The organism is Micromonospora coriariae, assembly GCF_900091455.1.
Taxonomy (GTDB): Bacteria; Actinomycetota; Actinomycetes; order Mycobacteriales; family Micromonosporaceae; genus Micromonospora; species Micromonospora coriariae.
This window is the reverse complement of sequence record NZ_LT607412.1, coordinates 3,785,248-3,812,233: the sequence shown is the minus strand read 5'-3', so window position 1 is coordinate 3,812,233 and position 26,986 is coordinate 3,785,248. Positions and strand designations below refer to the sequence as shown.

General features: G+C 72.7%; 19 protein-coding genes. 5 read left to right on the top strand and 14 right to left on the bottom strand.

Going from position 1 to position 26,986, the window contains the following annotated elements; genetic code table 11:
* Positions 1-54 precede the first annotated feature (54 nt).
* Genes GA0070607_RS17870 through prmC form a run of 3 tightly spaced genes read right to left on the bottom strand, consistent with a single transcriptional unit; the run spans position 55 to position 2,261 of the window.
* A complete protein-coding gene (locus GA0070607_RS17870) occupies positions 55-666 on the bottom strand; it encodes an arsenate reductase/protein-tyrosine-phosphatase family protein (protein WP_089019223.1) in 612 nt (203 codons plus the stop codon).
* Positions 667-1,314: an L-threonylcarbamoyladenylate synthase gene (locus GA0070607_RS17865; RefSeq protein ID WP_089021912.1), complete on the bottom strand. Its 648-nt coding sequence runs from the start codon at positions 1,312-1,314 to the stop codon at positions 667-669.
* Entirely contained in the window at positions 1,314-2,261 is a 948-nt protein-coding gene (gene prmC / locus GA0070607_RS17860) for a peptide chain release factor N(5)-glutamine methyltransferase (protein ID WP_089019222.1), read from the bottom strand. The genes GA0070607_RS17865 and prmC overlap by 1 nt, the downstream gene beginning before the upstream one ends.
* Before the next feature lie 72 nt (positions 2,262-2,333).
* Here prmC and GA0070607_RS17855 point away from each other — a divergent pair, with 72 nt between their 5' ends.
* Positions 2,334-3,881: a GGDEF domain-containing protein gene (locus GA0070607_RS17855; protein WP_089019221.1), complete on the top strand. Its 1,548-nt coding sequence runs from the start codon at positions 2,334-2,336 to the stop codon at positions 3,879-3,881.
* A 55-nt stretch (positions 3,882-3,936) separates the two neighbouring features.
* Here the strand turns inward: GA0070607_RS17855 and prfA are convergent, their stop codons facing one another.
* Together prfA and rpmE are read right to left on the bottom strand one after the other, a co-directional pair.
* A complete protein-coding gene (gene prfA / locus GA0070607_RS17850) occupies positions 3,937-5,025 on the bottom strand; it encodes a peptide chain release factor 1 (RefSeq protein WP_089019220.1) in 1,089 nt (362 codons plus the stop codon).
* 132 nt (positions 5,026-5,157) lie between these two features.
* Positions 5,158-5,382 (bottom strand): 50S ribosomal protein L31, encoded by a 225-nt coding sequence (rpmE, locus tag GA0070607_RS17845; RefSeq protein ID WP_089019219.1) that lies wholly within the window; start codon positions 5,380-5,382, stop codon positions 5,158-5,160.
* A gap of 275 nt (positions 5,383-5,657) precedes the next feature.
* Between rpmE and GA0070607_RS17840 the strand changes: the two genes are divergently transcribed.
* Complete coding sequence (locus GA0070607_RS17840) at positions 5,658-6,554, top strand: phosphatase domain-containing protein (RefSeq protein WP_089019218.1); 897 nt, start codon at positions 5,658-5,660, stop codon at positions 6,552-6,554.
* 178 nt (positions 6,555-6,732) lie between these two features.
* Here the strand turns inward: GA0070607_RS17840 and GA0070607_RS17835 are convergent, their stop codons facing one another.
* From GA0070607_RS17835 to argS, 9 genes are all read right to left on the bottom strand, one after another.
* Entirely contained in the window at positions 6,733-10,221 is a 3,489-nt protein-coding gene (locus GA0070607_RS17835) for a phosphodiester glycosidase family protein (RefSeq protein ID WP_089019217.1), read from the bottom strand.
* Between the two features lie 153 nt (positions 10,222-10,374).
* A complete protein-coding gene (gene rho / locus GA0070607_RS17830; protein ID WP_089019216.1) occupies positions 10,375-12,528 on the bottom strand; it encodes a transcription termination factor Rho in 2,154 nt (717 codons plus the stop codon).
* Between the two features lie 296 nt (positions 12,529-12,824).
* Complete coding sequence (thrB, locus tag GA0070607_RS17825) at positions 12,825-13,769, bottom strand: homoserine kinase (RefSeq protein ID WP_089019215.1); 945 nt, start codon at positions 13,767-13,769, stop codon at positions 12,825-12,827.
* 64 nt (positions 13,770-13,833) lie between these two features.
* Complete coding sequence (locus tag GA0070607_RS17820) at positions 13,834-15,078, bottom strand: MFS transporter (RefSeq protein WP_089019214.1); 1,245 nt, start codon at positions 15,076-15,078, stop codon at positions 13,834-13,836.
* 153 nt (positions 15,079-15,231) lie between these two features.
* Entirely contained in the window at positions 15,232-18,531 is a 3,300-nt protein-coding gene (locus GA0070607_RS17815; protein ID WP_089019213.1) for an efflux RND transporter permease subunit, read from the bottom strand.
* A gap of 163 nt (positions 18,532-18,694) precedes the next feature.
* The gene (gene thrC, locus GA0070607_RS17810) at positions 18,695-19,744 is read right to left on the bottom strand and encodes a threonine synthase (RefSeq protein ID WP_089019212.1); all 1,050 of its coding nucleotides are present in this window, start codon (positions 19,742-19,744) and stop codon (positions 18,695-18,697) included.
* Positions 19,745-19,882: 138 nt separating this feature from the next.
* Complete coding sequence (locus GA0070607_RS17805; RefSeq protein ID WP_172899200.1) at positions 19,883-21,193, bottom strand: homoserine dehydrogenase; 1,311 nt, start codon at positions 21,191-21,193, stop codon at positions 19,883-19,885.
* Positions 21,194-21,201: 8 nt separating this feature from the next.
* The gene (gene lysA, locus GA0070607_RS17800; protein ID WP_089019210.1) at positions 21,202-22,587 is read right to left on the bottom strand and encodes a diaminopimelate decarboxylase; all 1,386 of its coding nucleotides are present in this window, start codon (positions 22,585-22,587) and stop codon (positions 21,202-21,204) included.
* A 6-nt stretch (positions 22,588-22,593) separates the two neighbouring features.
* Positions 22,594-24,261, bottom strand: coding sequence for an arginine--tRNA ligase (gene argS / locus GA0070607_RS17795; protein ID WP_089019209.1), 1,668 nt, complete (start codon positions 24,259-24,261; stop codon positions 22,594-22,596).
* A 98-nt stretch (positions 24,262-24,359) separates the two neighbouring features.
* Here argS and GA0070607_RS17790 point away from each other — a divergent pair, with 98 nt between their 5' ends.
* The 3 genes from GA0070607_RS17790 (at position 24,360) to GA0070607_RS17780 (ending at position 26,886) form a co-directional block, all read left to right on the top strand.
* Positions 24,360-25,160, top strand: a complete 801-nt coding sequence (locus tag GA0070607_RS17790; RefSeq protein ID WP_089019208.1) for a DUF3105 domain-containing protein — start codon at positions 24,360-24,362, stop codon at positions 25,158-25,160.
* 8 nt (positions 25,161-25,168) lie between these two features.
* Positions 25,169-25,837 carry a DUF305 domain-containing protein gene (locus GA0070607_RS17785; RefSeq protein WP_089019207.1) on the top strand — a complete coding sequence of 223 codons (669 nt, stop codon included), beginning with the start codon at positions 25,169-25,171 and terminating at the stop codon, positions 25,835-25,837.
* Between the two features lie 356 nt (positions 25,838-26,193).
* The gene (locus tag GA0070607_RS17780) at positions 26,194-26,886 is read left to right on the top strand and encodes a winged helix-turn-helix domain-containing protein (RefSeq protein ID WP_089019206.1); all 693 of its coding nucleotides are present in this window, start codon (positions 26,194-26,196) and stop codon (positions 26,884-26,886) included.
* Positions 26,887-26,986: the final 100 nt, after the last annotated feature.

Genomic DNA, 26,986 nt, shown 5'->3' with positions numbered 1-26,986 from the left:
AACGCCCCTTTCGCCCCGGGTTTTCCCCAAACCCGGAGGAAACTCGCACGCCGCTCAGGAAAGCAGCGCGGCGGCCAACGGGTGGACCGTCTCCTCGATCTCGTCGGCGACCCGGCTGAAGCACTGATCGCCGCGACCCCACGGGTCGTCGAGATCGTCGGAGGGCAGCAGCGAGGCGCCCAACCGGGCGTCGTGGGCCGCCGCCACCAGGGCCACACCCCGGGCGTACACCGCCTCCGGGGTCGCCTCGGCCGGCGGCAGCGCGGCGGCGTCCACCGCGGCCAGCAGGCGGCCGAACTCACCCAGCACGAAGGTGCGGGCCGCCGCGTCCGGACGCAGCGCCACCACGTACTCCTGCTGATCCGCGGTCGCGGTCAGGACCAGGTCTGCGGCGTCGATGTGCTCCGAGCGCAGCTTGCGCGCGGCGAACCCCTCCACGTCCCCGCCCCGGCCGACGACCTGCCGGGCCGCCGGCGGGTTCATCTCCTCGCCGGCGTGCCAGCCGCCCGTGCCGGCGCTGTGGCTGTGCAGCAGCTCCTCGGCCCCGGCCGGGTCCTGCTCGCGCCGAGCCAACCGCTCCCGCACGGCCAGGGCGAGCAGCCGCTCGGCCATCGGCGAGCGGCAGATGTTGCCCATGCAGACGTGCAGCACGGTGAACGGGGGCACTCAGACCCCCCGGCCGTCGACGAGATCCGGCACCACGTCGCGCAGCTTCTCCAGCGGGATCGCGCCGGCCCGCAGCAGCTGCGGCACCTCGCCGGTCAGGTCCACGATCGTGCTGGGCACCGGGTCCGGGCAGGGCCCCGCCTCCAGGTAGGCCCGCACCGAGTAGCTGAGCTGGTCGCGCGCCTCCTCCGCGGTGACCGCGGCGGGCTGGCCGGTCTTGTTCGCCGAGGAGACCGCCATGGGGCCGGTCTCACGCAGCACCTCCAGCGCCACCGGGTGCAGCGGCATCCGCACCGCCACCGTGCCCGACTTGTCGCCGAGGTCCCACTGCAAGCTCGGTGAGTGCTCGACCACGATCGTCAACGCACCCGGCCAGAACGCCTCGACGAGGTCCCGCGCGGCGCTGGGCAGCGAGAAGACCAACCCGTCCAGGGTCTGCCGCGAACCGATCAACACCGGCGGCGGCATCTGCCGCCCCCGGCCCTTCGCGTCCAGCAGCGCCTTGACCGCGTACGGGGTGAACGCGTCCGCGCCGATCCCGTAGACGGTGTCCGTCGGCAGGACGACCAGCTCGCCGTTCTTGACCGCCTCGATGGCCGCAGCGATGCCGCGGTCCCGATCGGCGGGCGACCGGCAGTCGTAGAGCATCACGAGGAGTCAGTCTGCCACGCCGTCGCGCCCGGGGCGTGCTGGCCGTCCGCCCGTCGGGACGCGGTGGCGTAGCGCGGGCGACCGGTGAGGTCCGGATGCTCCGTGATCGCGGTGAACCGGCCGTCCGCGGCGAGCAGCTCGGGCACCGCCCGGCCGTGCGTGTCGTCGTGCTCGACCCCGATCACGCCGCCGGGGCGCAGCAGCGCCGCCGCCCGGCTGATCACCGGCCGGATCACCGCCAGACCGTCCGCGCCGCCGAAGACCGCCTCCGCCGGATCGTGCCCGGCCACCTCCGGCGGCACCACCACGTCGACGGGCACGTACGGCGGGTTGCAGAGCAGCACGTCCACCCGGCCGACCAGGTCGGCCAGCAGGTCGGGCGCGGTGACATCGGCCTGGACCACCTCGATCGGGTGGTCCCCCGACTCGGCGCGTTCCGCCGCGTTGCGGCGCAGCCAGGCCAGCGCCTCCGGGGACCGCTCCACCGCCACCACCCGCGCCCCCGGCAGCTCCTGAGCGACCGCCAGCGCGATCGCGCCGGAACCGCTGCACAGGTCCACCACCAGCGGGTCGGGCCGGCGCCGGCCCTGTTCGAGGCCCCAGCCGGCCAGCAGCTCGGTCTCCGGTCGGGGCACGAAGACGCCCGGACCGACCGCCAGCTCCAGGTGCCGGAAGCCGGCCCGACCGGTCAGGTGCTGCAACGGCTCCCGGGCGGCACGGCGGCGCACCAGCTCGTCCAGCCGGGCGCGGTGATCGTCGGTCAGGTCGTCGGCGAGCGCCAGTCGACCCCGGGGCACCCCCAGCACGTACGCCGCCAGCAGCTCGGCCTCCACACGTGCCGGGCCCACCCCGGCGGCGGCGAGCAACCGGGCCGCCCGGGCCACCGCGGCGGACGGACGGAGCCGCCCTGTCCCTTCGGGGGGGTGTTGCGGCAGAGTGGTCACGCCATAATCATGAAGCGTCGCGGGTGACGCCACGAACCGGTGCGTCGAGGCGCACACGACGGGAGGTCGCGAGTGGGCTGGCTCGACCGGGTCGAAGACCAGGTTGACGCCCTCACGCACGCCCGGGCGTTGCAGGAGGCCAGTCGTTCCGCAGAGTCGTACGCGCTGCTGGAGCGGGTGATCCGCAACACGACGGACCCGGCGGCGCGAGCGGACGCCATGGTGCAGCGACTCTCCGCGCTGATCAATCTCGGACGGACGGCGGAGTTCACCCGAGCCATCGAGGAGGCCTCGGCGGCGGTCCGCGACCTCGCCGAGCCCTATCTGCACGGGCACCTCAACGCGCTGGCCGCGCTCGCCGCGCACCACCAGGGCGCACTGGACCGCTGCGTCACCCACCTGGTCAAGGCCGCCCGGGCGCTGGGCGCCGTGGAGGACCCGGACCGGGACACCGCCTGGGGCTGGCACGACCTCGCGATGGCGTACAGCTACCTCAGCTTCCACGGGTACGCCCTCGGGGCGATCGAACGCGCCCGGCAGTTGGGGCTGACCGCCGGGATCCCGGAGGAGACGTTCGCCGCGCCGGGCATCCGGCTGCGCAACGCCGTGGCGCTGGACCACAACGGCGACAGCGACGGCTGCCTGCGCGTGCTCCGGGACGTCGCCGCCGACCTGGCCCGCTTCATGAACGCCGGGCGGGCCGGCAGGCTGCGTCCCAGCAGCCTCGCCGCGTACGGCTACGCGGCCGCCCGGCAGGCCGCGCTCGGCGACCGGGTGGAGTCCGGCGGAGACGGCGACCCGTCCCGGCTGCTCAGCCATGGCGGGGACAGCGCCCGGGCGCGCGACATGCGCCAGCTCGGGCAGGTCTGCCTGGCCGTCGCCGCCGGACGGCCGATCGAGGCGGTCACCCGACTGGACTCCATCCGGGTGTCCACCGAGACGCTCGGCGCGGCCGAGCCGGCCCGGCTGCGCAGCATCGCGCTGGCCCGGGCCGGGGACCACGTGGCCGCGCACCGCGCCGACCGGCTCGCGTTCCGGCTCGCCGCACAGCGCAACGACCGGCTGCGCGACGTCTACATCGACGGCATCGCCGCCCGGATCGACCACGAGGAGATGCGCCGCGAGGCGGCGCGGTTCGAGGGCGAGGCGCTGACCGACCCGCTCACCGGGCTGCCCAACCGGCGGCGGCTGGAGCGGTACATCACCGCCGTGGTCACCCGCGGCGAGCGGGTGGTGATCGGCGTCTGCGACCTGGACGGCTTCAAGGCGGTCAACACCCGGCACGGGCACCACTCCGGCGACCTGGTGCTGCAACGCATCGCCGGGGTGATCAACCGGGTGATGCGGCGGGGCGACTTCGTGGCCCGCTACGGCGGCGACGAGTTCGTGGTGGTGCTGCCGGACACCGGCATGACCGAGGCCGCCGAGGTCGCCCGCCGGATCGAGGCGGCGGTCCACGCCGAGGACTGGGAGTCGCTGGTGCCGGGGACCCCTGTCGGGGTGAGCATCGGCTTCGCCGAGGTCTCCGGCGGAGGTGGGCTGCGCGACGCGCTCAGCATCGCCTTCGAGGAGGCCGACCGGGAGATGCTGCGAGCCAAGAGCCGCCCGCGCGCGAGCTGACCGCCCGGGCACCCGCTGGGCGCCCCCGCCGGGCGACGGGCCCGGGGCGCCGCGGTCAGCGGCGGGTCAGCTCGGTGTCGCCGGCCAGCCGTGCGGCGCGGTCGGCCTCGGTCAGGGCGTCCAGCACCCCGTCCAGCTCGCCGGCCAGTGCCAGATCCAGGTTGTACGCCGTGTAGCCGATCCGGTGGTCGGTGATCCGGTTCTGCGGGAAGTTGTAGGTGCGGATCCGCTCCGAGCGGTCCACCGTGCGCACCTGCGCCTTGCGGGCGTCCGAGGCGGCGGCGTCGGCCTGCTCCTGGGCGGCGGCGAGCAGCCGGGCCCGCAGGATCCGCATCGCCTGCTCCCGGTTCTGCAACTGGGACTTCTCGTTCTGGCAGGAGACGACGATGCCGGTCGGCAGGTGGGTGATCCGCACCGCAGAGTCGGTGGTGTTCACCGACTGGCCGCCCGGGCCGGACGAGCGGAACACGTCGATGCGCAGGTCGTTCTGGTCGATTGTGACGTCGACGTCCTCGGCCTCGGGCAGCACAAGCACCCCGGCGGCGCTGGTGTGGATCCGGCCCTGCGACTCGGTGACCGGAACGCGCTGCACCCGGTGCACACCGCCCTCCCACTTGAGCCGCGACCAGACGCCGTTGCCGCCCTCCGGGACACCCCTGGTCTTGATCGACAACGAGACGTCCTTGACCCCGCCCAGGTCGGAGTCCTGCGCGTCGATCACCTCGGTGATCCAGCCGTGGCGCTCGGCGTACCGGGTGTACATCCGCAGCAGGTCACCGGCGAACAGCGCCGACTCCTCGCCGCCCTCACCGGCCTTGATCTCGACGATCACGTCCTTGGCGTCGTGCGGGTCACGCGGGATGAGCAGCTCGGCGAGGCGCTCCTCCAGGACCGGCAGGGACGCCGCGATCGCCTCGGTCTCGGCGGCGAAGGAGGGATCCTCGGCCGCCAGCTCGCGGGCCGCGGCCAGGTCGGCGCGCGCCTGCTCAAGCTCGCCGGCAGCCTTGTGCAGCGGCACCAGCTCGGCGTACCGCCGGCCGACCCGCCGCGCGGTCGCCTGGTCGGCGTGGATCGCCGGATCGGCCAGCCGCTTCTCCAACTGCGCGTACTCGTCGAGGAGGCCGGCCAGACGCTCGCTGCTCATGCTGCGGATGCTCCTTCGAGGGTGCGGCGCCGGCCGGGCCGGACCGAGTGCCGGTCGCCGGCCGGAAAAAGGGCGAAACGCGGACGGCGCCCGCGTCCGGCGGAAAACCGGACGCGGGCGCCGAACGAGGAGCTACTTGGCCTTCTTGGCCTGAACCTTGGCGTACTTCTGCTGGAACTTCGCGACCCGGCCGGCGGTGTCGAGAACGCGCTGCTTACCGGTGTAGAACGGGTGGCAGGCGCTGCAGGTCTCGACGTGGATCGCCCCGCCCTTGGCGGTGCTGCGGGTCGAGAACGTGTTGCCACAGGAGCAGCTGACCTCGGTGGTCACGTACTCCGGGTGGATGTTTGCCTTCATCTCGCCTCGGTCCTCTCGTTGATGGTCGCCGGGTCGCCGTCACCGCCCGTCGCGCCGTACGCGACGGGCTCGGGCGTGAACCGGAACCGGTGGCCGATTGACCAGTGTGCCATGGGCCTGAGCCGACCCGGTAATCGGGCCGCACACCTCGTCCGGCATCGTCAACACGTGCCCTCCCGTCCGCATTCCCGCCGCCCGGCCGGGCATTCACCCACCCGGCGGGCCGCCGCCGAGTACCCCGACGGGGGTACGTCCGCAGAGCCGGAGGGGAGCCGATGACCCGCCTGATCGCCACCCGGGGCCTGCCGGCATCCGGCAAGACCACCTTCGCCCGGACCCTCCAGCCGTCCGTGGTCCGGGTCAACCGCGACGACCTGCGCCGGATGCTGCACGGCGAGCGGCTCTTCACCCAGTGGGCGGAGGCGCAGGTGACCACCGTGCAGCGGGCCCAGGTCGAGGCGCTGCTGCGGACCCGGGCGGACGTCTGCGTGGACGACACCAACCTGCGCTCACGGACCCTGCGGGACTGGGCCGACCTGGCCGCCCGGTACGGCGCGGAGTTCGAGGTGCACGACTTCACCGACGTGCCGCTGGCCGAATGCCTGCGCCGCGACGCCGCCCGGCCGGAGGCCGACCGGGTCGGCGCGGACGTGATCTGCCGACTGCACGAGCGTTACCTGGAGGGGCGGACCCTGCCGTTGCCGGTGCCGCAGGCCCGCACCGGACGACCCGCCGCCGTGCACCCACCGTCGGCCGAGCCACCGGAGATCGTCCTGGTGGACATCGACGGCACGGTCGCGCTGGCCGTCTCGCGCAGCCCGTACGACATGACCCGGGTGGGCGAGGACCAGCCGAACCCGGCGGTGATCGCGGCGGTCCGGGCGATGCACGCCGCCGGGTACGGGGTGGTCTTCTGCTCCGGGCGGGACGCCTCGGCGCGGGCGGCCACCGAGACGTGGCTGGCCCGGCACGTACGGGTTCCCTACCTCGGCCTGCACCTGCGCGCCGTCGGCGACTCCCGCAAGGACGCGATAGTCAAGCGCGAGATCTACGACCGGGAGATCCGGGACCGCTACCGGGTGGTGGGTGTCTTCGACGACCGCGTCCAGGTGGTCCGGATGTGGCGCTCGCTCGGCCTCACCGTCTTCCAGGTGGCCGACGGCGACTTCTGAGCGAAGGAAGGGCACCTTATTAACGCCTCCGGTAGAGCAGGGGCCCCCTATTAACACCCGCCCCGCCCAGCAGGCGGGTCGCGCCCCGACGTACGGGAGCGGACGCGAACGGAACCCGAGTTGTTAAGAAGGGCCCCTTCCTATGCACAAGGCGATAAGAAGGGGCCCTTCCTTGCACTTAGCCGGCGGTGGGTTTGATTGTGGCGTTGGCGACGAGGCCGTTGACGGTGACGGTGAGGCGGATGGGGGCGCCGGGGCGCAGCGCGGTCAGGGTGCCGGTGGCCGGGTCGAAGCGGGCGGTGTGCCACGGGCGTACCCCGGCCGCCGAACCGATGTGCACCCCCTGTGAGGCGGACCAGTCCGCGCTGACCGGGGCGGCCACCGGAACGGCACGCCCGCCCGGCTGGGTCAGCGTGGCGGTGACCGCCGCCGGGACGCCGACCGCGACGCTGGCCGGGGCGCTCACCGCGAGCCGGTCCACGTGGGCGTGGAACTCCGCGTCCACCCAGCGGGGCCCCTCGGCGAGCGGGTCGCGCCGGGCCCGGTCGGCCTCGGCCGGGCTGACCGGGTCCACGCCGACCTCTGTCCAGCCGGTGAAACCGCCCTGCTCCGCCGGGGTGGATGGCGTCTTGCCCGCGTTCCCGTTGATCACGTACGGGACTCCGTCCACCCGGTCGGCGTGGAACGTGCCGACGTGTCCGCCCACGAACAGCGCGCCCTTGCCGGTCCGGTGCTGGAAGTCGGCCAGCCACTGCTCCAGCAGCGCCGCCTCCTTGCGGTCACCGAGCTGGCTGGCCTGCGCCGGGCTGGGGTCGCGCGGCGGGTGGTGGTGCAGGACGACGACCGAGCCGACGTGCCGGTCGGCGGCCGCCGCGTCCAGTGTCTCGCGCAGCATCCGTACCTGGTCGAAGCCACCGCCGCGCAGTGTCCCGGTGGACGAGTTCAGGGTGACGAACCGGGTGCCGGCGTGGTCGAAGACCCGTGTGGTCGCGCCGAACGCGGCCTGGAAGTTGCTGATCGGAGCACCCATGATCTCGTGGTTGCCGGGCACGTAGTACCAGGGCAGCGCGTCGCCCAGCTCCTCGTCGAGGATCCGCTTCGCCAGCGCGAAGTCGGCCGGGTAGGCGGTGTCCACGAAGTCTCCGTTGATCAGCAGGAAATCCGGTCGGGCCGCCTTCACCTCGCGCAGCGTCCGTCGCGCCTGGGCGACCAGCTCGCTGTCCGGGTCGGCGGCGACGAACTGGGCGTCGGACAGCACCGCGAACCGCCAGGGTGCGCCGTCCACGGTGCCGTCACGGACCACCACCCGATCGGTACGCGGCGCCACCGGCGGCATGTCGACCGTGGGCGGCACCTTCGCCACGAGGTCGTCGATGACCACCTCGCTGGTGTACTGCGCGGCGGCGTTGGTCTCGGCCACGTAGAAGCGACGGACGCGCACCGGGTACTGCACCCCCGGTGGCACCGCGAACTCCACGTACCGCCAGCCGGTCCAGGTGATCAGCGGGCCACGCAGCACGTGCTGGGTGTCCTGGGCGTCGTGCAGGTGCAGGCTGGGCCACTCCCCGGTGCCGTTGCCGTGAATCCACATGCCGAAGGCCTGCGGCTGGCCGGGCACCTCGATCCAGGCCGGCGGGTCGGCGTACGCGGCCCGGGTGCCGGTGGACTGGCTGAAGTCGTACGACATCCGCAGGCCGGTGCCGGTGTGCCCCGGCGCCGGCGCGACCGAGCCGCTGGCCCTGGCCTGGCTGAACCGCCAGGACGCGGCGTCGTCGAAGCCGGCCACCGGGACGTCGGTCAGCCCGACGGTGACCGGCAGCACGGTGGTGTGGCGTCCGACGTGGACGGTGACGAGCCCGGAGCCGGTCTCACGCAGCGCGGTTACGGCGAGGTTGCCGTCGTCGGTGGGGGTGATCCGCAGCAGGTCCCGGTCGTAGTCGAGGGTCAGGTCGGCCGGCTCGATCGGGGCGGTGTTGCCCTCGGCGTCGTGGCCGACCACCCCGACCAGGGCGTTGCCGTCCCGGCCGGTCAGCCCGACGCGTTCCAGTGTGGAGCTGACCCGGGCCAGTGGGCCGAGCACAGTGAGGCCCAGCGAGCCGGTTGCCCGGCCGCGCGACGCGGTGACCGTGCTGGCCCCCGGCACGTCGGCGTGGAACACCCCGTCGCGGTCGACCCGGCCGTGCACCGCCGGGGTCACGCGCCAGGTCGGGGCGCCGGCCGCCGGGCCGTACGTCTCGTCGTAGCCGGCCGCGGTGAGGGTGCGGGTGAGGCCGGGGAAGACGCGGTCGGGCCGGCCGCCGCGGACCGGTGAGATGCCGGGAGCGGCGGTGGGGTCGCTGGCGGTCTCCACCCAGTAGCCGGTGAGCCGGCCGCTGCCCTTCGGCGCGTAGATGGCCAGGCCGTTGGGCACCGCCCGCTCGCTGCCGTCGGAGGGTGTGTTCTCGACCTGCACGGCCGGGGCGCCCGGCTCCCGGGCCAGCAGCGTGGACGAGCCGCCGCCGTCCAGGTTGAGCGCGTGGTGGGCACCCAGTTCGGCCATCATCCGGCCCATCTCCGTCTGGGTGACGCCACGGCTGTCGACCTGCCGGCCGTCCACCGTCAGCATGATCATTCTACGACCGTCGGCGGTGAAGCCGACCGCCGTGCGCGGCGCCAGCGACGGGTCGGCGATGCTCTGCACGACGCCGTCGCGGACCAGGACCTCGCCGCCGCCGACCGCCGCGTGCAGGGTACTGCCGTCGGACGGCTTCGGTTGCCAGGCGACCGACACCGGGTCACCGGGGCGGAGCCCGGCCAGCGCGTCCGCGCCGGCGTCGCGGCCGAGCAGCACCGTGCTGCCGGCGACGATCGGGCCGCTGCCGGCCGCGGTGGTCACCGTGGCCACGCGGCCGCCGGCCACGACGACCTCGACGACCCGGGCCGCGCCCGCGACCGCCCGCTCCCGGGGGTACGTCCCCCAGAGCTCGGTGAACGCGCCGACGCCGCCCGCCTGCACGATGTTGTTGAACTGCGTCAACGGCACCGGCCCGGTGGGCAGGGTGGCGGTGCCGTCGAAGTTCACCTCGATCACCCGGCCGAGCCCGTCCGCGGTGACCGCCACCGCATTGCGGTGCCCGCTGACCGCCGACTGGATCAGCTCGCCGCCGCGGATGCCGACGCCCTGAGCGGCGCCGGAGTTGTTGATGTCGAAGAAGTCACCGTTGACCGCGGCCACGGCACGCGAGCGGTCCACCGTTCCCCGCAGCGGCTCGGCCCGGCTGACGGCCCCGGAGTTGACGTAGTCGACGGTGGCCCCACCGGCGAGGTCGGTGGTGAGCGCGTCGGCACGCAGCCAGCCCTCGGCGTCGTACCTGTCGAAGGAGGTGAGTTGCACGCCCGGCGCGACCGGCCGGGTTGCCTTGGTGGTCTCCAGGCCGCCGGCCGGCTCGACGCCGTCGGCGGCGGCGGTCGAGGCGGTCGCGGAGGCGGGGTCGGCGGCCAGACTGACCCAGCCGGCCGGCCGGGACGACGCGGGCGGCGCGTCCTCGGCGACGGTGGACGGGGCCACGGGTGCGGCGATGGACGGGGCCGGCGGTGCGGCTGTCGCCGGCACCGGACCAGCCAGGGTGAGCAACGGCGTCAGCAGCAGGACGCCGGTGCGACGGGCGGATCGTCTGCGGGTACGCATGGACGACAGTCAACCCGATGGTGAATAGAAGTTTCAAGATGCACCGACTGAACCGAAGGAAAACTCCACCCTCGTCGGCTCTTTCCGCGTCGTGCCGACGAAGGGGCACGGCCGCGTGGCCGTGCCCCTTCGTCGTCGGTCATCCGAGAGTGGTTACTCCCCCGGCGTCGACTTCGCGATCTGCATCAGGAACTCGATGTTGGTGCGGGACTGCTTGAGGCGGTCCAGCAGCAGGTCCATCGCCGCCTGCGAGTCCAGCGAGTGCAGCACCTTCCGGAGCTTGTGGATGATGGCCAGCTCCTCGGGCGCGAGCAGGACCTCTTCCTTACGGGTGCCGGACGGGTTGATGTCGATGGCCGGGAAGGTGCGCTTGTCAGCGATCTTCCGGTCCAGCTTCAGCTCCGCGTTGCCGGTGCCCTTGAACTCCTCGAAGATGACCGTGTCCGCCATGGACCCGGTCTCCACCAGCGCCGTGGCGATGATGGTCAGCGAGCCACCGTTCTCGATGTTGCGAGCCGCGCCGAGGAAGCGCTTCGGCGGGTAGAGGGCGGTGGAGTCGATACCACCCGACATGATCCGGCCGCTGGCCGGCGCCGCCAGGTTGTACGACCGACCGAGCCGGGTCACCGAGTCGAGCAGCACGACCACGTCGTGCCCCAGCTCGACCAGGCGCTTCGCCCGCTCGATCGCCAGCTCGGCCACCGTCGTGTGGTCCTGCGGCGGACGGTCGAACGTGGCCGCGATGACCTCGCCCTTGATCGACCGCTGCATGTCGGTGACCTCTTCAGGCCGCTCGTCCACCAGCACCACCATCAGGTGGCACTCCGGGTTGTTCCGGGTGATCGCGTTCGCGATCGCCTGGAGCACCATCGTCTTACCGGCCTTCGGCGGCGACTGGATGAGCGCTCGCTGGCCCTTGCCGATCGGCATGACCAGGTCGATGACCCGGGTGGTCAGGATGTGCGGCTCGGTTTCCAACCGCAGGCGCTCCTGCGGGTAGAGCGGCGTGAGCTTGTAGAACTCCGGCCGGCGCCGCGCCTCCTCCGGCTCCATCCCGTTGATCGTGTCGAGCCGCATCAGCGGGTTGTACTTGTCCCGCCGCTGATCGCCGCTGTTGCCACCCTCGCGGGCCGCACGCACCGCACCGGTGATCGCGTCACCGCGGCGCAGCCCGTACTTCTTGATCTGGGACATCGAGACGTACACGTCGTTCGGGCCAGCCAGGTAGCCGGTCGTCCGCACGAAGGCGTAGTTGTCGAGCACGTCGATGATGCCGGCCACCGGGACGAGCACGTCGTCCTCGCTGACCTGCGGCTCACGCCCACCGGTGTCGCCACCGGTCTCGGTGCGCTCGCCGCGGCCGCGCCGACGGTCACGGAAGCGGCTGCGCCGGCCACGCCGACCACCGCCCTCGCCGTCATCGTCGTCGTTGTCGCGCTCGGCCCGCTGGCCACGGTCGTTGCGGTCGCCCCGATCGTTGCGGTCACCACGCTCATTGCGCTCGGCCCGCTCGCCCCGCTCGGCACGGTCACCACGTTCGGTGCGCTCGCCCCGCTCGGCACGCTCGCCCCGCTCGCCCCGATCGTTGCGCTCGCCCCGGTCACCACGCTCGGCACGCTCGCCCCGCTCGGCACGGTCACCACGTTCGGTGCGCTCGCCCCGCTCGGCACGGTCGGTGCGGTCGGCACGGTCGCCCCGCTCGGCACGCTCGCCCCGCTCGGCACGGTCGCCCCGCTCGGCACGGTCGCCCCGCTCGGTGCGCTCGGCCCGCTCCGGGCGCTCGGCCCGGTCCCGGCGGTTCTCGCTCCGGTCGGTCCGCTCGCCGGCCTCCGCCTCGTCGGTGCGAGCCTCAACGGCACGCGCCTCAGTGGTACGCGCCTCAGTGGTACGCGCCTCAGTGGTACGCGCCTCCGCCGCGGCGGTCCGGCTGCGCCGGGTACGGCTTCGGCCCTCGGTCTCGGCAGCCGGCTCGGCCGGCGCCTGGTCGGTGCGTCCCTCCGTCGCCGGACGGTCCACGGTTTCCCGCACCTCCTCGCGGGTCGGAGCGGCCGCGGCCGCGACCTCGGCCCGCGGTCGAGGGGTACCGGCGGCGTTGCCGCCCTGCCGCTCGGAGATCGCGGCGATCAGCTCGCCCTTACGCATGCGAGCCGTGCCGGAGATGCCGAGCGACGCGGCCAGGCTCTGCAGCTCTGGCAGCAGCATCGCCGACAGACCGGTGCCGCTACGCCGACGACGGGCGGGAGCGGCGGTGGTGGCATCGCCAGCGACGTTGGAAACATCCGACGTCACGTCGGTGGTGTCGCTCAATGGATTCCTTCCCTCGATAAAGGCCGGGACTGCCCGGAGTCGGACTCAGGTGGCCGGGCGGCCTCGGTGCACCCGCCTCGCAAGGACGCGTCGCGGGAGTCTGTGACACAGCAGCCGGTCGGTTTCCCGACTCACCAAACGTCGGTGAGCAGGTCTCGCCGTCTGCGGCGACCTGTGGAAACTGCGGCGCGGCGTGGGCCTTGGCAGGGGTGACGGGCTGACCGCCGAGAGCTTCGGGGGTGCGCCGCCCCGCAGGAGATCGCGTGCTTCGCGGCTGTGCTAGGTCTAGAGCGTAATCAACTCTTCCGACCTGCGGCAACAGGGTCCCGCTCGGCGTGTCCAAGTCTACCCCGGGCAACCCGTGCACCGCTGACGTCTATCGGTAACTGCCAGATCTGCCAGTCTGTTCCCACCGGGAAGCTTGGCGGCGGCTCGGTCAGCGCCAGCACGGTCGGCCCCGCCCCACTGACAACAGCTGCCACACCCGCCGCTCGCAGCGCGTTGACCAGGGCCGATGTGCCCGGCATCCCCGGTGCGCGGTATGCCTGGTGGAGCCGGTCGACGGTGGCCGGCAGCAGCAGCGACGGGTCGGCGGTCAGCGCGTGCACCAGCAGTGCCGCCCGCCCGGCGGTCAACGCCGCGTCGCCGTGCGGCACTGTGGCCGGCAACGCAGCGCGGGCGGTCGTGGTCAATCCCCGCTCCGACGGCACGAAAACCGTCGGCCGGACCCCGTCGGCGACCGCCAGGGACACCGCGCGAGCGCCGGTCGGCTCCGACCAGGCCAGTGTGAAGCCGCCGAGCAGGCACGGGGCGACATTGTCGGGATGGCCCTCGATCTCGGCGGCCAGCCGGAGCACCGCCGACGCGTCGAGCCGCCGCTCCCCGTCGGCGACCAGGGCGCGGGCCAGCAACACCCCGGCGACGATCGCGGCGGACGATGAGCCCAGCCCACGGGCCTGCGGGATCCGGTTGACGCACTCCACGATCAGCCCCGCGGGCTGCCCGCCGAGCACGTCGAAGGCGGCCCGCATGGCCCGCACCACCAGATGCCGGTCGTCGTCGGGCAGCTCACCCGCCCCCTGCCCGGTCACCGTCACCCGGACCCCACCCGGCGCGACCTCGGCCGCCAGGTCGTCGTACAGCCCGAGGGCGAGGCCCAGCGCGTCGAAGCCCGGGCCCAGGTTGGCGCTGGTCGCGGGGACCCGGACCCGGACCGGTCCGGCGCTGAAGTTCGTCGGCACGCGCTCATGCTAGGCGTCGGCACCGACGATCCGGCCCGACGCCCGCACCGTGGGACCGGCGAGCTCAGCCGGCCGGGTCCGGAACCGGTTCGGCGGCCGGGTCGGTGAGCGAGAGCCGGCGGGTGGCGATCCGCCAGCCGACCGCGTACACGACGGTGACCAGCCCGCAGCCGGCGAGCACCACCCGCTCGTCCACCACGTCCACCACCAGGGCCACCGCCAGCTGGCTCACCGAGATGGCCAGTGTCGCGAGCATCATGTCGGTGGCGAAGACACGACCGCGCAACCGGTCCGGCACCTCGCCCTGAAGGGCGAAGTTCGACATCACCCAGTTGCTGCCGCCCGCGAAGTGCGCCACGAATACCAGCAGCAGCACCAGCGGAAACCAGCGGACCACCGACGCGCCCAGGTAGGACAGGCCGTAGAGCGACATGGACAGCGCGAGGCCCGGCAGCAGCCAGGACCGGTTGGTCAGCACCCGACGCATCAGGATGGGTCCCACCAGGGCCCCCGCTCCGCGTACCGCGAAGAGCAGGCCGGCGCCCAGCGAGCCGACCCCGTACACGCTGGCGAGCAGCGGGAACACCGTCAGCACCCCGTTACCCAGGCCGACCGCCGACTTCACCGTGACCAGCGCCAGGACCCGCGGCCGGTGCCCGATGTAAACGAGCGCCTCGCGGACCGCCGGCCAGGTCCGCTGCGCCGGCCGGTCGACGTCCCGGGGGGCCTGCAACGGCCGGCGGATCCGCCCGGCGAGGCCCGCGGCCAGCGCCAGGCCCACCGCCGCCACCCAGAAGCAGGCGTACGGGCCGACGGCCGAGCTGAGCACACCACCGAGGGAGGCGCCGACCACCGTCATGGTGCCCCAGGCCGAACCGGCCACCGCGTTGCCGGCGGCCAGTTCGTGCGGCTCCAGCACGTTGGGCAAGGCGGCCTGGGCGGCCGGCGAGTAGAACGCCTTGGCGAACGCGACCACGCCGATCGCCACCAGCGCCAGCCACGCGGTCCCGGCACTCCGGACGCCGAGCAGCAGCAGCACGCCCGCCAGCGCCGCCACGTTCGCGGCGATCATGACCTTCCGCCGGTCGAACCGGTCGGCCACCGTGCCGGTGTACGGCAGCAGCAGTGCCACGATGCCGGTGTCCACCGCCAGCACCAGCGCGCCCCAGACCCCGCTGCCGGTCAACTGGGGCAGCAGCACCAGCAGCGGCACCATGACGAACCAGTCGGCGCCGAAGACGACCAGCTCGGCGAGGAAGAGGTTGCGAAAGCTCCGGTTGCCGGTCAGGACCGAGAGGGTGGACGCCACGTAGCGCGACGCTACCCGGTCGACCGCGCTCGATACCCCCCGCGAGCAGCACCGACCGGCCCCTCGGTTCCGCTCGGAACCGGCCGGCGCGCCGGGTGCCGGAACGCCCCCGGCGGGTGAACCCGCCGGGGGCGTTCCGAGGTGCCGGTCCGACTACTCGGTCGGCTCGGTGGGGGGCAGCGGCGAGGTGCGGCTGCGCGGCAGCCGTAGCACCTCGAACTGGTCCGTGCCCTCCACCAGCGCACCCGACGGTGCGCCTCGCCCCGCCGCGGGCTGCGAACCCGCGGCGTGTACCGCCGACGCACCGGACGGCACCGCCACCTTGTTCGGGCTGGCCGGCTCGGGGGTCTCCGGGTCGGTCTGCCCGGTCACCGCCCGGTCGCCGGCGCTCCGCCGACGGCGCCTGCGGCTGCGCCGCTCCCGGAGCGACTCCTTTGTGTGTTCCACCATCGTGTAGAGCGTCGGCACCAGGATCAGCGTCAGCAGCGTGGAGCTGAGCAGGCCACCGATCACCACGACAGCCAGCGGCTGGGAGATGAACCCACCCTCGCCGGTCAACCCGAGCGCCATCGGCAGCAGCGCGAAGATGGTCGCGACCGCCGTCATCAGGATCGGGCGCAGCCGGCGCCGTCCGCCCTCGACCACCGCGTCCCGGACCCCCATGCCCTGGGCCCGGTACTGGTTGATCAGATCGAGCAGCACGATCGCGTTGGTCACCACGATGCCGACCAGCATCAGCACGCCGATCAACGCCGGCACGCCCAGCGGAGTCCCGGTGATCAGCAGCAGACCGATAGCGCCGGTCGACGCGAAGGGGATGGAGATCAGCAGGATCAGCGCCTGGGTGAGGCTACGGAACGTGGCCACCATGATCAGGAACACGATCGCGATCGCGGCCAGCACCGCCAGGCCCAGGTCGCCGAAGGCGTCCGCCTGGTCCGCGCTGACCCCGCCGATGGTCAGGCTCGCGCCCGGCACATCGATGGCGTCCAGCCGCTTCTGCAGCTCCTGGCTGGTCGCGCCCAGGTTGGAGCCGGTCGCCGTGCCGGTGACCGAAACGCTGCGCTCACCGTCGATCCGGGTGACCTGCTGCGGCCCCTCGCCCTGGGTGACGGCGGCGATGTCGCCCAGCTTGACCGGACCCACCGGCAGCGCCCGCAGCTCCTCCACCGACACCGGCGGCCGCGCGCCCAGCCGCAGCACCACGTTCTGCTGCTGGCCGTCGAGCGTGACCTGGCCCAGCGGCGCCCCGCGGAACGCCTGCGAGACGAGCTGACCCACCGCGGCCTCGGTGAGCCCGACCCGGCCGGCAGCCACCCGGTCGACTGTCACGTCGACGCGCGGCACCTGGTCGGCCAGGCTGGTGGTGACGTCCTCGACGTCCGGAACCCCGGCCAGCGCCGTCCGGGCCGCCTCGGCGGCCCTGGTCAGCACCTCGGGGTCACTGGCCTGGACGATCACCTCCAGCTGGCTGGTCGAGGCGTCCTGTCCACCGCCGAAGCTGATCTCGCCCAGCCCGGTGCCGAGCGTGTCGAACTCCCTGCGCAGCACCTCGCGCATCTGCTTCGCATCGGTGTCCCCGTCGAGGGCCACCGACCAGCTCGCGACGTTGTTGCCACCGCCGCCGGCCCACGGGTTGTCCCCGCCGCCGGCGGTCACCTGGTATGTCTCGACCCCGTCGGTACGCCCGAGCACCGTCTCGACCTGCTTGGCCGCCGCGTCGGTGGCGGCCAGGCCGCTACCCGCCGGCAGTTCCTGCCGGAAGCTGAGCGTGTCCTGACCGGAGTCGTCCAGGAAGTTTGTCTCCAGCTTCTGGGCCAGCCCGAAGGTGCCGAAGAGCACCAGCAGGCCCAGCCCGACGGTGATCCAGCGGGTGGCCCGCTTGCGGGTGGCGAACCCGATCACCGGGAGGTACGCCCGCTGCAACGGGCTGCGCAGCTCCTTCTCCTCCGCGCCGCGGCGCACCGCCTCGTCGTCCGGCGTGCCACCGCGCGGCTTGAGGAACCAGTACGCCAGCACCGGGATCACGGTCAGCGACACCAGCAGCGACGCGAGCAGAGCCACCGTCACGGTGATCGCGAACGGCGCGAAGAGCTGCCCGACGAACCCGCCGACCAGCGCGATCGGCGCGAACACCGCGACCGTGGTGAGGGTGGACGCGGTCACCGCGCCGGCCACCTCGCGGACGCCGGTGATGATCGCGTGCCGCTTCTCCTCGCCGTACTCCAGGTGTCGTTTGATGTTCTCCAACACCACGATCGAGTCGTCCACCACCCGGCCGACCGCGATGGTCAGCGCGCCGAGGGTGAGCAGGTTGAGCGAGTAGTCACCGATCCACAGGGCGATCAGGGCGACCAGCACGGAGAGCGGGATGGAGACGGCGGTGACCACTGTCGACCGCACCGACAGCAGGAAGACCAGGATGACGATGACCGCCATCAGCAGGCCCAGCAGGCCCTCGGTGGTCAGCGACTCGATCGACTTCTCGACGAACGGCGCCTGGTCGAAGACCACGGTCAGCTCGCTGCCGGAGGCGTCCTTCAGGTCAGCCAGCCGGTCCCGGATCTCGTGCGAGATCTCCACGGCGTTGCCGTCCGGCGCCGCAGTGACCGCGATGCCGAGGCTGTCCTTGCCGTTGGTCCGGGTGATCGCGGTGGCCGGGGCGAGCTGCTGCTCGACTGTCGCCACGTCACCGAGACGCACCGGGGCGGCTCCGGGGGCGACCACGATGCCCCGCAGGTCGGCCAGGGTGGCGACCGGCGTGCCGACCTGCACCGGGAGGGCCAGGCCACCGTCGGTCACCGCACCGGCCGGCACCGACACGCCGTTGGTCTTCAGCGCGGCGCCGATCACGGTCGGCTGGAGCTTCGCCGCGGCCAGCTTGGCCGGGTCCGGGGTGACCACCACGACGTCGTCGCGGGTCCCCGTCACCTCGACCGTACGGACCCCCTCGATGCCCTCCAGCTCCGGCACCACCGTCGCGCGCAGCTTCTCGGCGAGCGCCCGCTCGTCCGCGGCGCCGGTCGCCGCCAGCACCACCGCCGGCAGGTCGTCGGTGCTGCCCGCGATGACCTGCGGGTCGACGCTCTCCGGCAGTTGGGCGTCGATCCGGCTCAGCGCGGTCTGCATCTTGTTGACCACGTCGTCCAGGTCGGTGCCGAACTCGTACAGCACCTGGACCGTCGCCGCCCCCTCGCGGGAGGTCGACGTGACCTGGTCCAGCCCGGGAATGCCCTGGAGCGCGTTCTCGATCGGCTCGGTCACCTGCGACTCGACGATCTCGGGTCCGGCGCCGGGATAGGCGGCCACGATGAACGCGGCCGGGAATTCGAGCGACGGCAGCAGTTGCTGCTTCAGCGACGGCACGGCGAACGCTCCGAACACCGTGGTCACCACCGCGATGAGGGCAACCAGCCCTCGGTTGGCGAGGCTGAATCTGGCGAGCAGCGACATCGGCCTGGCTCACTCCTGAAAGAGAATGCGGGCGGGGATACCCGAAAGTGTGCCTGACTCGATCACCCCGACCCCCGCCGGACCCCTGCCGTCCCAACGCCTGCCGCGTTCCACCCCGGGTCGCCGCCCGGCCGGGCCACGACAGTCGGGCGCGGGTGGCCGCTCAGGCCAGGTCGAGGGCGCGGGCCGCGGCCAGCGGGTCGTTCGCGATGGTCATCGGGGCGGGCGCCGTGGAGATCGCCCACTCCGGGTCCTTCAGGCCGTGACCCGTCACCGTGCAGACCACCGTCGACCCGGCCGGAATCGCGCCCGCCGCCGCCTGCTGGAGCAGACCGGCCACGCTGGCCGCGCTGCCCAACTCGACGAAGACCCCCACCTCGCGGGCGAGCAGCCGGTACGCGGACAGGATCTCCCGGTCGGTCACCGCCGCGATCAGGCCACCCGAGGCGTCCCGGGCGTCCAGGGCCTTGGTCCAGCTCGCCGGGTTGCCGATCCGGATCGCGGTGGCGATGGTCGACGGCTCCGCCACCACCTGGCCGGTGACGATCGGCGCCGCCCCGGCGGCCTGGAAGCCGTACATCTTCGGCGCCCGGGTGGTGGTGCCGGCGGCCTGCTCCTCCGCGTACCCCATCCAGTAGGCGGAGATGTTGCCGGCGTTGCCGACCGGCAGGCAGTGGATGTCGGGGGCGTCACCGAGCGCCTCGACGATCTCGAACGCGGCGGTCTTCTGTCCGTGCAGCCGGTCGATGTTGACCGAGTTGACCAGTGCGACCGGGTAGTCCTGGGCGAGCTTGGCGGCCGTCGCGAGGCAGTCGTCGAAGTTGCCGTTCACCTGGAGCAGCTTCGCGCCGTGCACCAGCGCCTGGGCCAGCTTGCCCAGCGCGATCTTGCCCTGCGGCACCAGCACCGCACAGGTCAGCCCGGCCCGTGCCGCGTACGCCGCGGCGGAGGCGCTGGTGTTGCCGGTGGAGGCGCAGATGATCGCCTTGTTGCCGGCCTCGACCGCCTTGGAGACCGCGAGGGTCATCCCGCGGTCCTTGAACGAGCCGGTCGGGTTGGCGCCCTCCACCTTGAGGTGCACGTCGCACCCGATCCGGGCGGAGAGCACCGGTGCGGGCAGCAGCGGGGTGTTCCCCTCGTGCAGCGTGACGACGGGCGTGGCCGCGGTGACCGGCAGCCGGTCCCGGTACGCCTCGATCAGACCCCGCCACATGTCGTTCTCCTCGCCTCTACCGTCGCGCCGACCTGAGGACCAGGCCACCCTGGACCAGCCTGCCGGAGCGACCGACGGCGGACACCGGGTTACCCACCTGGCGGGACGAGCGGGCCGTCCCACCACGGGGTCAACGACTCACACCCCGCCCTCGACCCGCAGCACGCTGGTCACCGACCGGACGATGTCCAGGCCGCGCAGCTCGCCCACGGTCGCGGCGAGCGCGGCGTCCGGCGCCACGTGGGTGACGATCACCAGCTCGGCGTCGCCGTCCCGGCCGGGCGAACCGCCGGCCGAACCCTGCCGCACTGTCGCGATCGACACGTCGTGCCGGGCGAACACGCCGGCCACCGCGGCCAGCACACCCGGACGGTCGGCCACGTCCAGGCTGACGTGGTAGCGGGTCAGCGCCTCGCCCATCGGCCTTACCGCCAGATCGGCGTACGCGCTCTCGCTGGCCGCGCGCACCCCGGCGAGCCGGTTGCGGGCCACCGCCACCACGTCGCCGAGCACCGCGCTGGCGGTCGGCGCGCCACCCGCGCCCCGGCCGTAGAACATCAGCTCCCCGGCGGCGTCCGCCTCCACGAAGACCGCGTTGAACGCGTCACCGACGCTGGCCAGCGGATGGCTGCGCGGGATCATCGCCGGGTGCACCCGGACGCTGACCGTCTCCCGGCCGGCCGGGTCGACTCCCCGGGCCGCGATGCAGAGCAGCTTGATCGTGCAGCCCATCGCCTGCGCGCTGGCCACGTCCGCGGCGGTCACCTCGGTGATCCCCTCCCGGTGCACGTCGGCGGCGCCGACCCGGGTGTGGAACGCCAGCGAGGCGAGGATCGCCGCCTTGGCCGCCGCGTCGAAGCCCTCCACGTCGGCGGTCGGGTCGGCCTCCGCGTACCCCAGCTCGGTGGCCTCTTCGAGGGCCTCGGCGAAGCCGGCGCCGGTGGCGTCCATGGCGGAGAGGATGAAGTTGGTGGTGCCGTTGACGATGCCGGTGACCCGGTTGATCCGGTCCCCGTGCAGCGACTCGCGCAGCGGGCGCAGCAGCGGGATGGCCCCGGCCACGGACGCCTCGTAGTAGAGGTCGCCACCGCCCTCGGCCGCCGCGTCGTGCAGCGCCACGCCGTCCTCGGCGAGCAGCGCCTTGTTGGCGGTCACCACGCTCTTGCCGGCGCGCAGCGCCTCGACCAGCCAGCTCCGGGCGGGCTCGATACCGCCGACGACCTCGATCACGACGTCCACGTCGTCGCGCTTGATCAGGCCGAGCGCGTCGGTGGTGAACAGGGTCGGGTCGATCGGCAGGTCACCGCGGTCCCGGCCGAGCCGACGGACGGCGATGCCGGCGATCTCCAGCGGAGCGCCGATCCGGGCGGCCAGGTCCGTGCCCTGCTCGTGCAGCAGCCGGACCACCTCCTGGCCGACCGTGCCACAGCCGAGCAGCGCCAAGCGCACAGGTGACGTCATCCAACATCCAATGCGAGCAGGTCCTCTTCGGTTTCCCGCCGGACGATCACACGCGCGTGGCCGTCGCGTACCGCGACCACCGGTGGCCGCGGTACGTGGTTGTAGTTGCTGGCCATGCTGCGGCAGTAGGCGCCCGTGCCGGGCACCGCGACAAGATCTCCGGGCTGCACGTCGGCGGGCAGGAATTCATCCTTCACCACGATGTCCCCGGACTCACAGTGCTTTCCCACCACGCGGGCGAGCATCGGCTCCGTGGTCGACGCCCGGGAGGCCAACGTCGCCGAGTACGACGCGTCGTAGAGCGCGGTGCGGATGTTGTCGCTCATCCCGCCGTCCACGCTGACGTACGTCCGGATGCCGTCGAGGTCCTTGACCGTGCCGACCTCGTAGAGGGTGAACACGGACGGCCCGACGATGGCCCGCCCCGGCTCGATGGAGAGCCGCGGCACGGCCAGCCGCTCGGCGGCGCACTCCGAGTCGACGATCTTGCGGAGCCGCTTGGCCAGGTCCTGCGGAGTGGCCGGGTCGTCCTGGGTGGTGTACGCGATGCCGAAACCGCCGCCCAGGTCCAGTTCGGGAAGCTCCACCCCCCGCGCGTCGCGGATCTGCGCCTGCAGGGCGAGCACCCGGCGGGCAGAGACCTCGAAGCCGTTGGCGTCGAAGATCTGCGAGCCGATGTGCGAGTGCAGGCCACGCAGCTCCAGCACGCCCTCGTCGAGGATCTTGAACGCGGCCGCCGCGGCCGCACCACCGGCCAGGGAGAAGCCGAACTTCTGGTCCTCGTGGGCGGTGGCGATGAACTCGTGGGTGTGCGCCTCGACCCCGACGGTGACCCGGACCAGGACCCGGGGGCGGACGCCCCGCTCGCGGGCCAGCGCGGTGAGCCGGTCGATCTCGGTGAACGAGTCGACGATGATCCGCCCGACACCGGCGTCCAGCGCCCGGGCCAACTCGGCCACCGACTTGTTGTTGCCGTGGAAGCCGATCCGCTCCGGCGGCATCCCGGCCGAGAGGGCGGTGGCCAGCTCGCCACCGGTGCAGACGTCGAGGTGCAGCCCCTCCTCGGCGATCATCCGGACCACCGCCCGGCAGAGGAACGCCTTGCCCGCGTAGAAGACGTCCTCGGTCGGGAAGGCCGCCCGGAAGTCCCGGCAGCGTGACCGCAGGTCGTCCTCGTCCAGCACGTACATCGGGGTGCCGAACTCGGCCGCGAGGTCGCGGACGCTCAGGCCCGCGACGGCGAGCGCGCCGTCGGCGCCGCGCGTCACGGTGCGCGGCCACAGCGCCGGCATCAGGGCGTTGACGTCGTCCGGGGTACGCAGCCAGGCCGGCCCTCGGCTGCCGATGTCGCCGTGCAGCGCACCAGCCTCGTGAGCACGCATCAGGTACTACATCCTCTCGGGAGCGGAGACGCCCAGCAGGTGCAGGCCGTTGGCGATCACCGTGCGGGTGGCGTTGTTGAGCCAGAGCCGTGCGCGGTGCAGGTCGGTGACCTCCTCGTCGCCCAACGGCAGCACCCGGCAGTTGTCGTAGAACCGGTGGAAGGAGGCGGCGACACTCTCCTCCAGGTAGCGGGCCACCCGGTGCGGCTCGCGCAGCTCGGCGGCGGTGGCCACCACGGCCGGGAACTCGGCGAGCGCCTTGAGCAGCTCGTTCTCCTTCTCGTGCCCGAGCAGCTCGGGGCGGAAGGCATCGGCGTCGCCCTGGACCAGCCCCACCTCGGCGGCGTTACGGGCCACACCCGCCGTCCGGGCCGCCACGTACTGCACGTAGTAGACCGGGTTGTCGCGGGTCGCCCGGGTCCACAGCTCGATGTCGATGTCGATCGGCGAGTCGCTGGAGTAGCGGGCCAGCGCGTACCGGGCGGCGTCCACCCCGATCGCGTCGACCAGGTCCTCCAGAGTGATCACCGTGCCGGCCCGCTTGCTCATCCGCATCGGGGCGCCGTCGCGCAGCAGGCTGACCAGCTGCCCGATGAGGATCTCCAGGTTGCGCTCCGGGTCGTCCCCGAAGCAGGCGGCCATCGCCTTCATCCGGCCGATGTAGCCGTGGTGGTCGGCGCCCAGCATGATCACGACCCGCTCGAAGCCGCGCTCGCGCTTGTCCAGGTAGTAGGCGCAGTCCGCGGCGAAGTACGTCCACTCGCCGTTGGACTTGCGCAGCACCCGGTCCTTGTCGTCACCGAAGTCGGTGGTGCGCAGCCAGGTGGCGCCCTCGGACTCGTACACCTGGCCCTGCTCGCGCAGCCGGGTGAGGGCGAGGTCCAGTTCACCCCGGTCGTGCAGGTCCTTCTCGTTGAAGTAGGTGTCGAACTCCACCCCGAAGTCGCGCAGCGAGGAGCGGATCTCGTCGAACATCAGCGCGACACCCTCGACCCGGAACACCTCCTGGGCGGCGGCGTCGTCCATGGTCAGAACGTCCGGCCGACGCGCCTGCACCTCGGCGGCGATCTCGGAGATGTACGCCCCGCCGTAGCCGTCCTCCGGCGCGGCCTCACCCTTGGCGGCGGCGAGCAGCGAACGGGCGAACCGGTCGATCTGGGACCCGGCGTCGTTGAAGTAGTACTCCGTGCCCACCTCGGCGCCGGTGGCCCGCAGCAGCCGGCTGAGCGCGTCACCGACGGCCGCCCAGCGGACCCCACCGATGTGCACCGGACCGGTCGGGTTGGCCGAGACGAACTCCAGGTTGATCTTCTCGCCGGCGAGCCGGTCGCTGCGGCCGTACTCCGCGCCGGCCTCGACGATCACCCGGGCGAGCTGGCCGGCGGCGGCCGCGTCCAGCCGGATGTTCAGGAAGCCCGGACCGGCGATCTCCACCGACTTGACCCCGGGCGCCCGGCCCAGCTCATCAGCCAGGGCGGCGGCCAGCTCGCGCGGCGGGACGCCCACCTTCTTGCTCAACTGCAGGGCGAGCGTGGAGGCGTAGTCGCCGTGCTCGGGGTTGCGCGGTCGCTCCACCGCCGTACGCTCCGGCAGCGCGGCGTGGTCCAGGCCACGCTCGGCGAAGACGGCGTGGGCAGCGGTGAGGACGACCGAGGCTAGTTCTGCAGGAGTCACCGAACCATGTTATCGGGGGTAGACTCGGGCACTCGGCGGCGACCCTGCACGTCATCCCGCCCGCCACCTCCCCTGACCAACCGACCTGACGAGGCACGATGAGCATCAGCACCCCGGGTGGCCCTGAGCGCCGCCCGACCGTGGTCAGCACCGGCAAGAAGCCGGCCGCGGGCCGGCCGGCGTCCGGCGCCAAGGCCGGCTCCGGCAAGCCGGCGGGCACTCCGCGGGCAGGTGGCAAGGGTCCCCGCAAGCCGATCGCCCCGGTCAAGGTGAGTCAGGGCCGGGCCTGGGGCCCGATCGCTCTCTTCGTCGCCGTGGGCGTGCTCGCGGCCGGCATCATCGGCTACGGCGCCTGGGCGTCGTTCCAGGGCTCCAAGCCGTGGGACAAGCGGGCGAACGCCATCGACGGCATCGTCAACATCCGCAAGTCGGACCCGGACAGCCTGAAGTACGAGTCGCACAAGTCCGGTCCGCTGACCTGGAAGATCTCGCCGCCGGTGGGTGGGGTGCACAACGCCGCCTGGCAGAACTGCATGGGCGAGGTGTACGACGCCCCGATCGCCAACGAGCACGCGGTGCACAGCCTGGAACACGGCGCGGTGTGGATCACCTACCGCCCGGACCTGCCGAAGGACCAGGTCGACAAGCTCGCCGGCAAGGTGCGTGGCGTCGAGAAGACGATGATGAGCCCGTACGAGGGACTGGACAAGCCGATCTCGCTCCAGGCGTGGGGCTACCAGCTCAAGGTCGACAACGCCGACGACTCGCGGATCGACGAGTTCATCAAGGACCTGCGGGTGAACGCCTCCGTCGAGGGCCCGACCGCGCTGTGCAACCAGGGTGTCACCGCCACCGGCACCACGCCGCGTGAACTTCAGCAGCAGCCGCCGACCCAGTAAGGACCGCGATGACCGCTCCCGCCACCACCGACAGCGAGCACGACGAGGCTCCGGTCGCTCCGGATCGGGGCGACCGGCCCGCCACGCGGCGCTACGGCGTACTGGCCCTGGCCGCCATGCTGGTGGTGGGCCTGCTGCTCGGGTACGCCGGCGGCCTGCTCACCCCGGGCCTCACCCGGCCCGGTGACACCTCGGTCGAGGCGGGCTTCGCTCGGGACATGACGACGCACCACGCCCAGGCGGTGGAGATGAGCCTGACCGCCTACCGGTCGGCGACGCTGCCCGGGGTGCGGCAGATGGCCGTGGACATCGCCACCGGGCAGCAGGGCGAGATCGGCGCCATGCAGACCTGGCTGCGGGAGTGGGAGCTGAGCCCGACCGGGTCGCAGCCTCCAATGTCGTGGATGTCCGACGGGGCAACCGTGAAGAACGGGCTGATGCCGGGGATGGCGACCCCGCAGGAGATGGCCGCGCTGCGCGACGCCCAGGGTGTCGAGGTCGACCGGCAGTTCCTGACCCTGATGATCAACCATCATCTCGGCGGCATCCACATGATCGACGCGGTGCTCGGCGAGACCGACAACGCCGAGGTGCTTCGGGTGGCGCGCACCATGAAGGCCACCCAGCAGAACGAGCTGAACAACCTCCGGCAGCTCCAGGCGCAGGCCAAGGGCTGATCCACCGTACGGGCACCCGGGCCCGCGTCACCGCCGTGAGACCGGCGGGGCGCGGGCCCTCGCCTGTCGGCGTACGACGATGACGCCGGTGCACGCCTCGTCAGCTTGATCCACTCCAGATCGCCGACGTGGGGGTGTCCCCGGGTGTGGATGCCCCGCATCGGCGACCTGAAGTGGATCAAAGGCTGGTTCGCTGCCCGCGGTTGATCGACTCGCCACTGCAAGGCCGGTGTCATGGCCTATTGTCCGGCAATGTTCCTTATGGGCGTTTTGGTCGGTCCAACCGATTACGTTGCTTAGAGAGTTTTCTCCGCACATATCGTGACCAGTTGCGATTCGGGCTCGTTGCGCAGGACGTGGGGGTTGCACTCAGAGACGCACGGCGTTCGGTCACCAGTTGGTGCCGGCGCCACACAATCGGCGGTGACGGGGCGGTGGCAGCCGTCCGTCGCGGACAGCGGCAGGGCGAGCCGGGAATGCTCAGCCGCGAACAGGAACTCGAACTGATCGACGTGCTGCGGGGCGTCCACCCCGACGAGTTCGGCCTGGACGAGGAGCTGTGGACGCGGCAGAGCCTGACCACGCTCATCCAGCGCCGGTTCGACCTGCCGCTGGACGCGGGCGCGGTCGGGGCGTACCTGCGGGCCTGGGGGTTGGGTCCGCGGGAGCCGCGCGAGCGCGCCTGCGGGCTCTGCGTCAGCGCGGTCGAACGCTGGGTACGCAGCGAGTACCCGACGATCACCCGGGCTGCCCAGGAGCACCTCGCCGAGGTCTACTGGATCGGCCGGGTGCGGCTGCGCGGCACCATGCCGGCGGCCGACGTGATCTCCGCCGTCTCGTCCCGCGGTCGGGTTCGCTTCATGATCACCACGCCGACCGTCGACCCGCCACTCCCCCGCGACTTCGTGTTGCGACTCAGCGGCGAGGAGCAGCGCACCGTGCACCTGATCGTGGACGGCTCGTGGCCGCGCAACGAGTGGCCGCGCCGACTCCCACGGCGGATCGTGCTGCACCCCCTGCCCAGCTGCGGCCGGGCGGTCGCGGCCTGACCGTCCCGGCTCGCGCGGCCGGGCAGCCTGACCGTCCCGTTTCGGCCGGCCGGGCGACCTGACGGCCAGGGGCATCGGGCAATCGGCGACACGATCGGGG

What these genes read in the sequence shown, in the direction of transcription:
- GA0070607_RS17790 (WP_089019208.1), top strand. Translation starts at nt 24,360, where the DNA reads ATGAGCATCAGCACCCCGGGTGGCCCTGAGCGCCGCCCGACCGTGGTC.
- GA0070607_RS17865 (WP_089021912.1), bottom strand. Translation starts at nt 1,314, where the DNA reads ATGCTCTACGACTGCCGGTCGCCCGCCGATCGGGACCGCGGCATCGCT.
- rpmE (WP_089019219.1), bottom strand. Translation starts at nt 5,382, where the DNA reads ATGAAGGCAAACATCCACCCGGAGTACGTGACCACCGAGGTCAGCTGC.
- lysA (WP_089019210.1), bottom strand. Translation starts at nt 22,587, where the DNA reads ATGCGTGCTCACGAGGCTGGTGCGCTGCACGGCGACATCGGCAGCCGA.
- GA0070607_RS17815 (WP_089019213.1), bottom strand. Translation starts at nt 18,531, where the DNA reads ATGTCGCTGCTCGCCAGATTCAGCCTCGCCAACCGAGGGCTGGTTGCC.
- thrC (WP_089019212.1), bottom strand. Translation starts at nt 19,744, where the DNA reads ATGTGGCGGGGTCTGATCGAGGCGTACCGGGACCGGCTGCCGGTCACC.
- GA0070607_RS17785 (WP_089019207.1), top strand. Translation starts at nt 25,169, where the DNA reads ATGACCGCTCCCGCCACCACCGACAGCGAGCACGACGAGGCTCCGGTC.
- GA0070607_RS17840 (WP_089019218.1), top strand. Translation starts at nt 5,658, where the DNA reads ATGACCCGCCTGATCGCCACCCGGGGCCTGCCGGCATCCGGCAAGACC.
- prfA (WP_089019220.1), bottom strand. Translation starts at nt 5,025, where the DNA reads ATGAGCAGCGAGCGTCTGGCCGGCCTCCTCGACGAGTACGCGCAGTTG.
- GA0070607_RS17835 (WP_089019217.1), bottom strand. Translation starts at nt 10,221, where the DNA reads ATGCGTACCCGCAGACGATCCGCCCGTCGCACCGGCGTCCTGCTGCTG.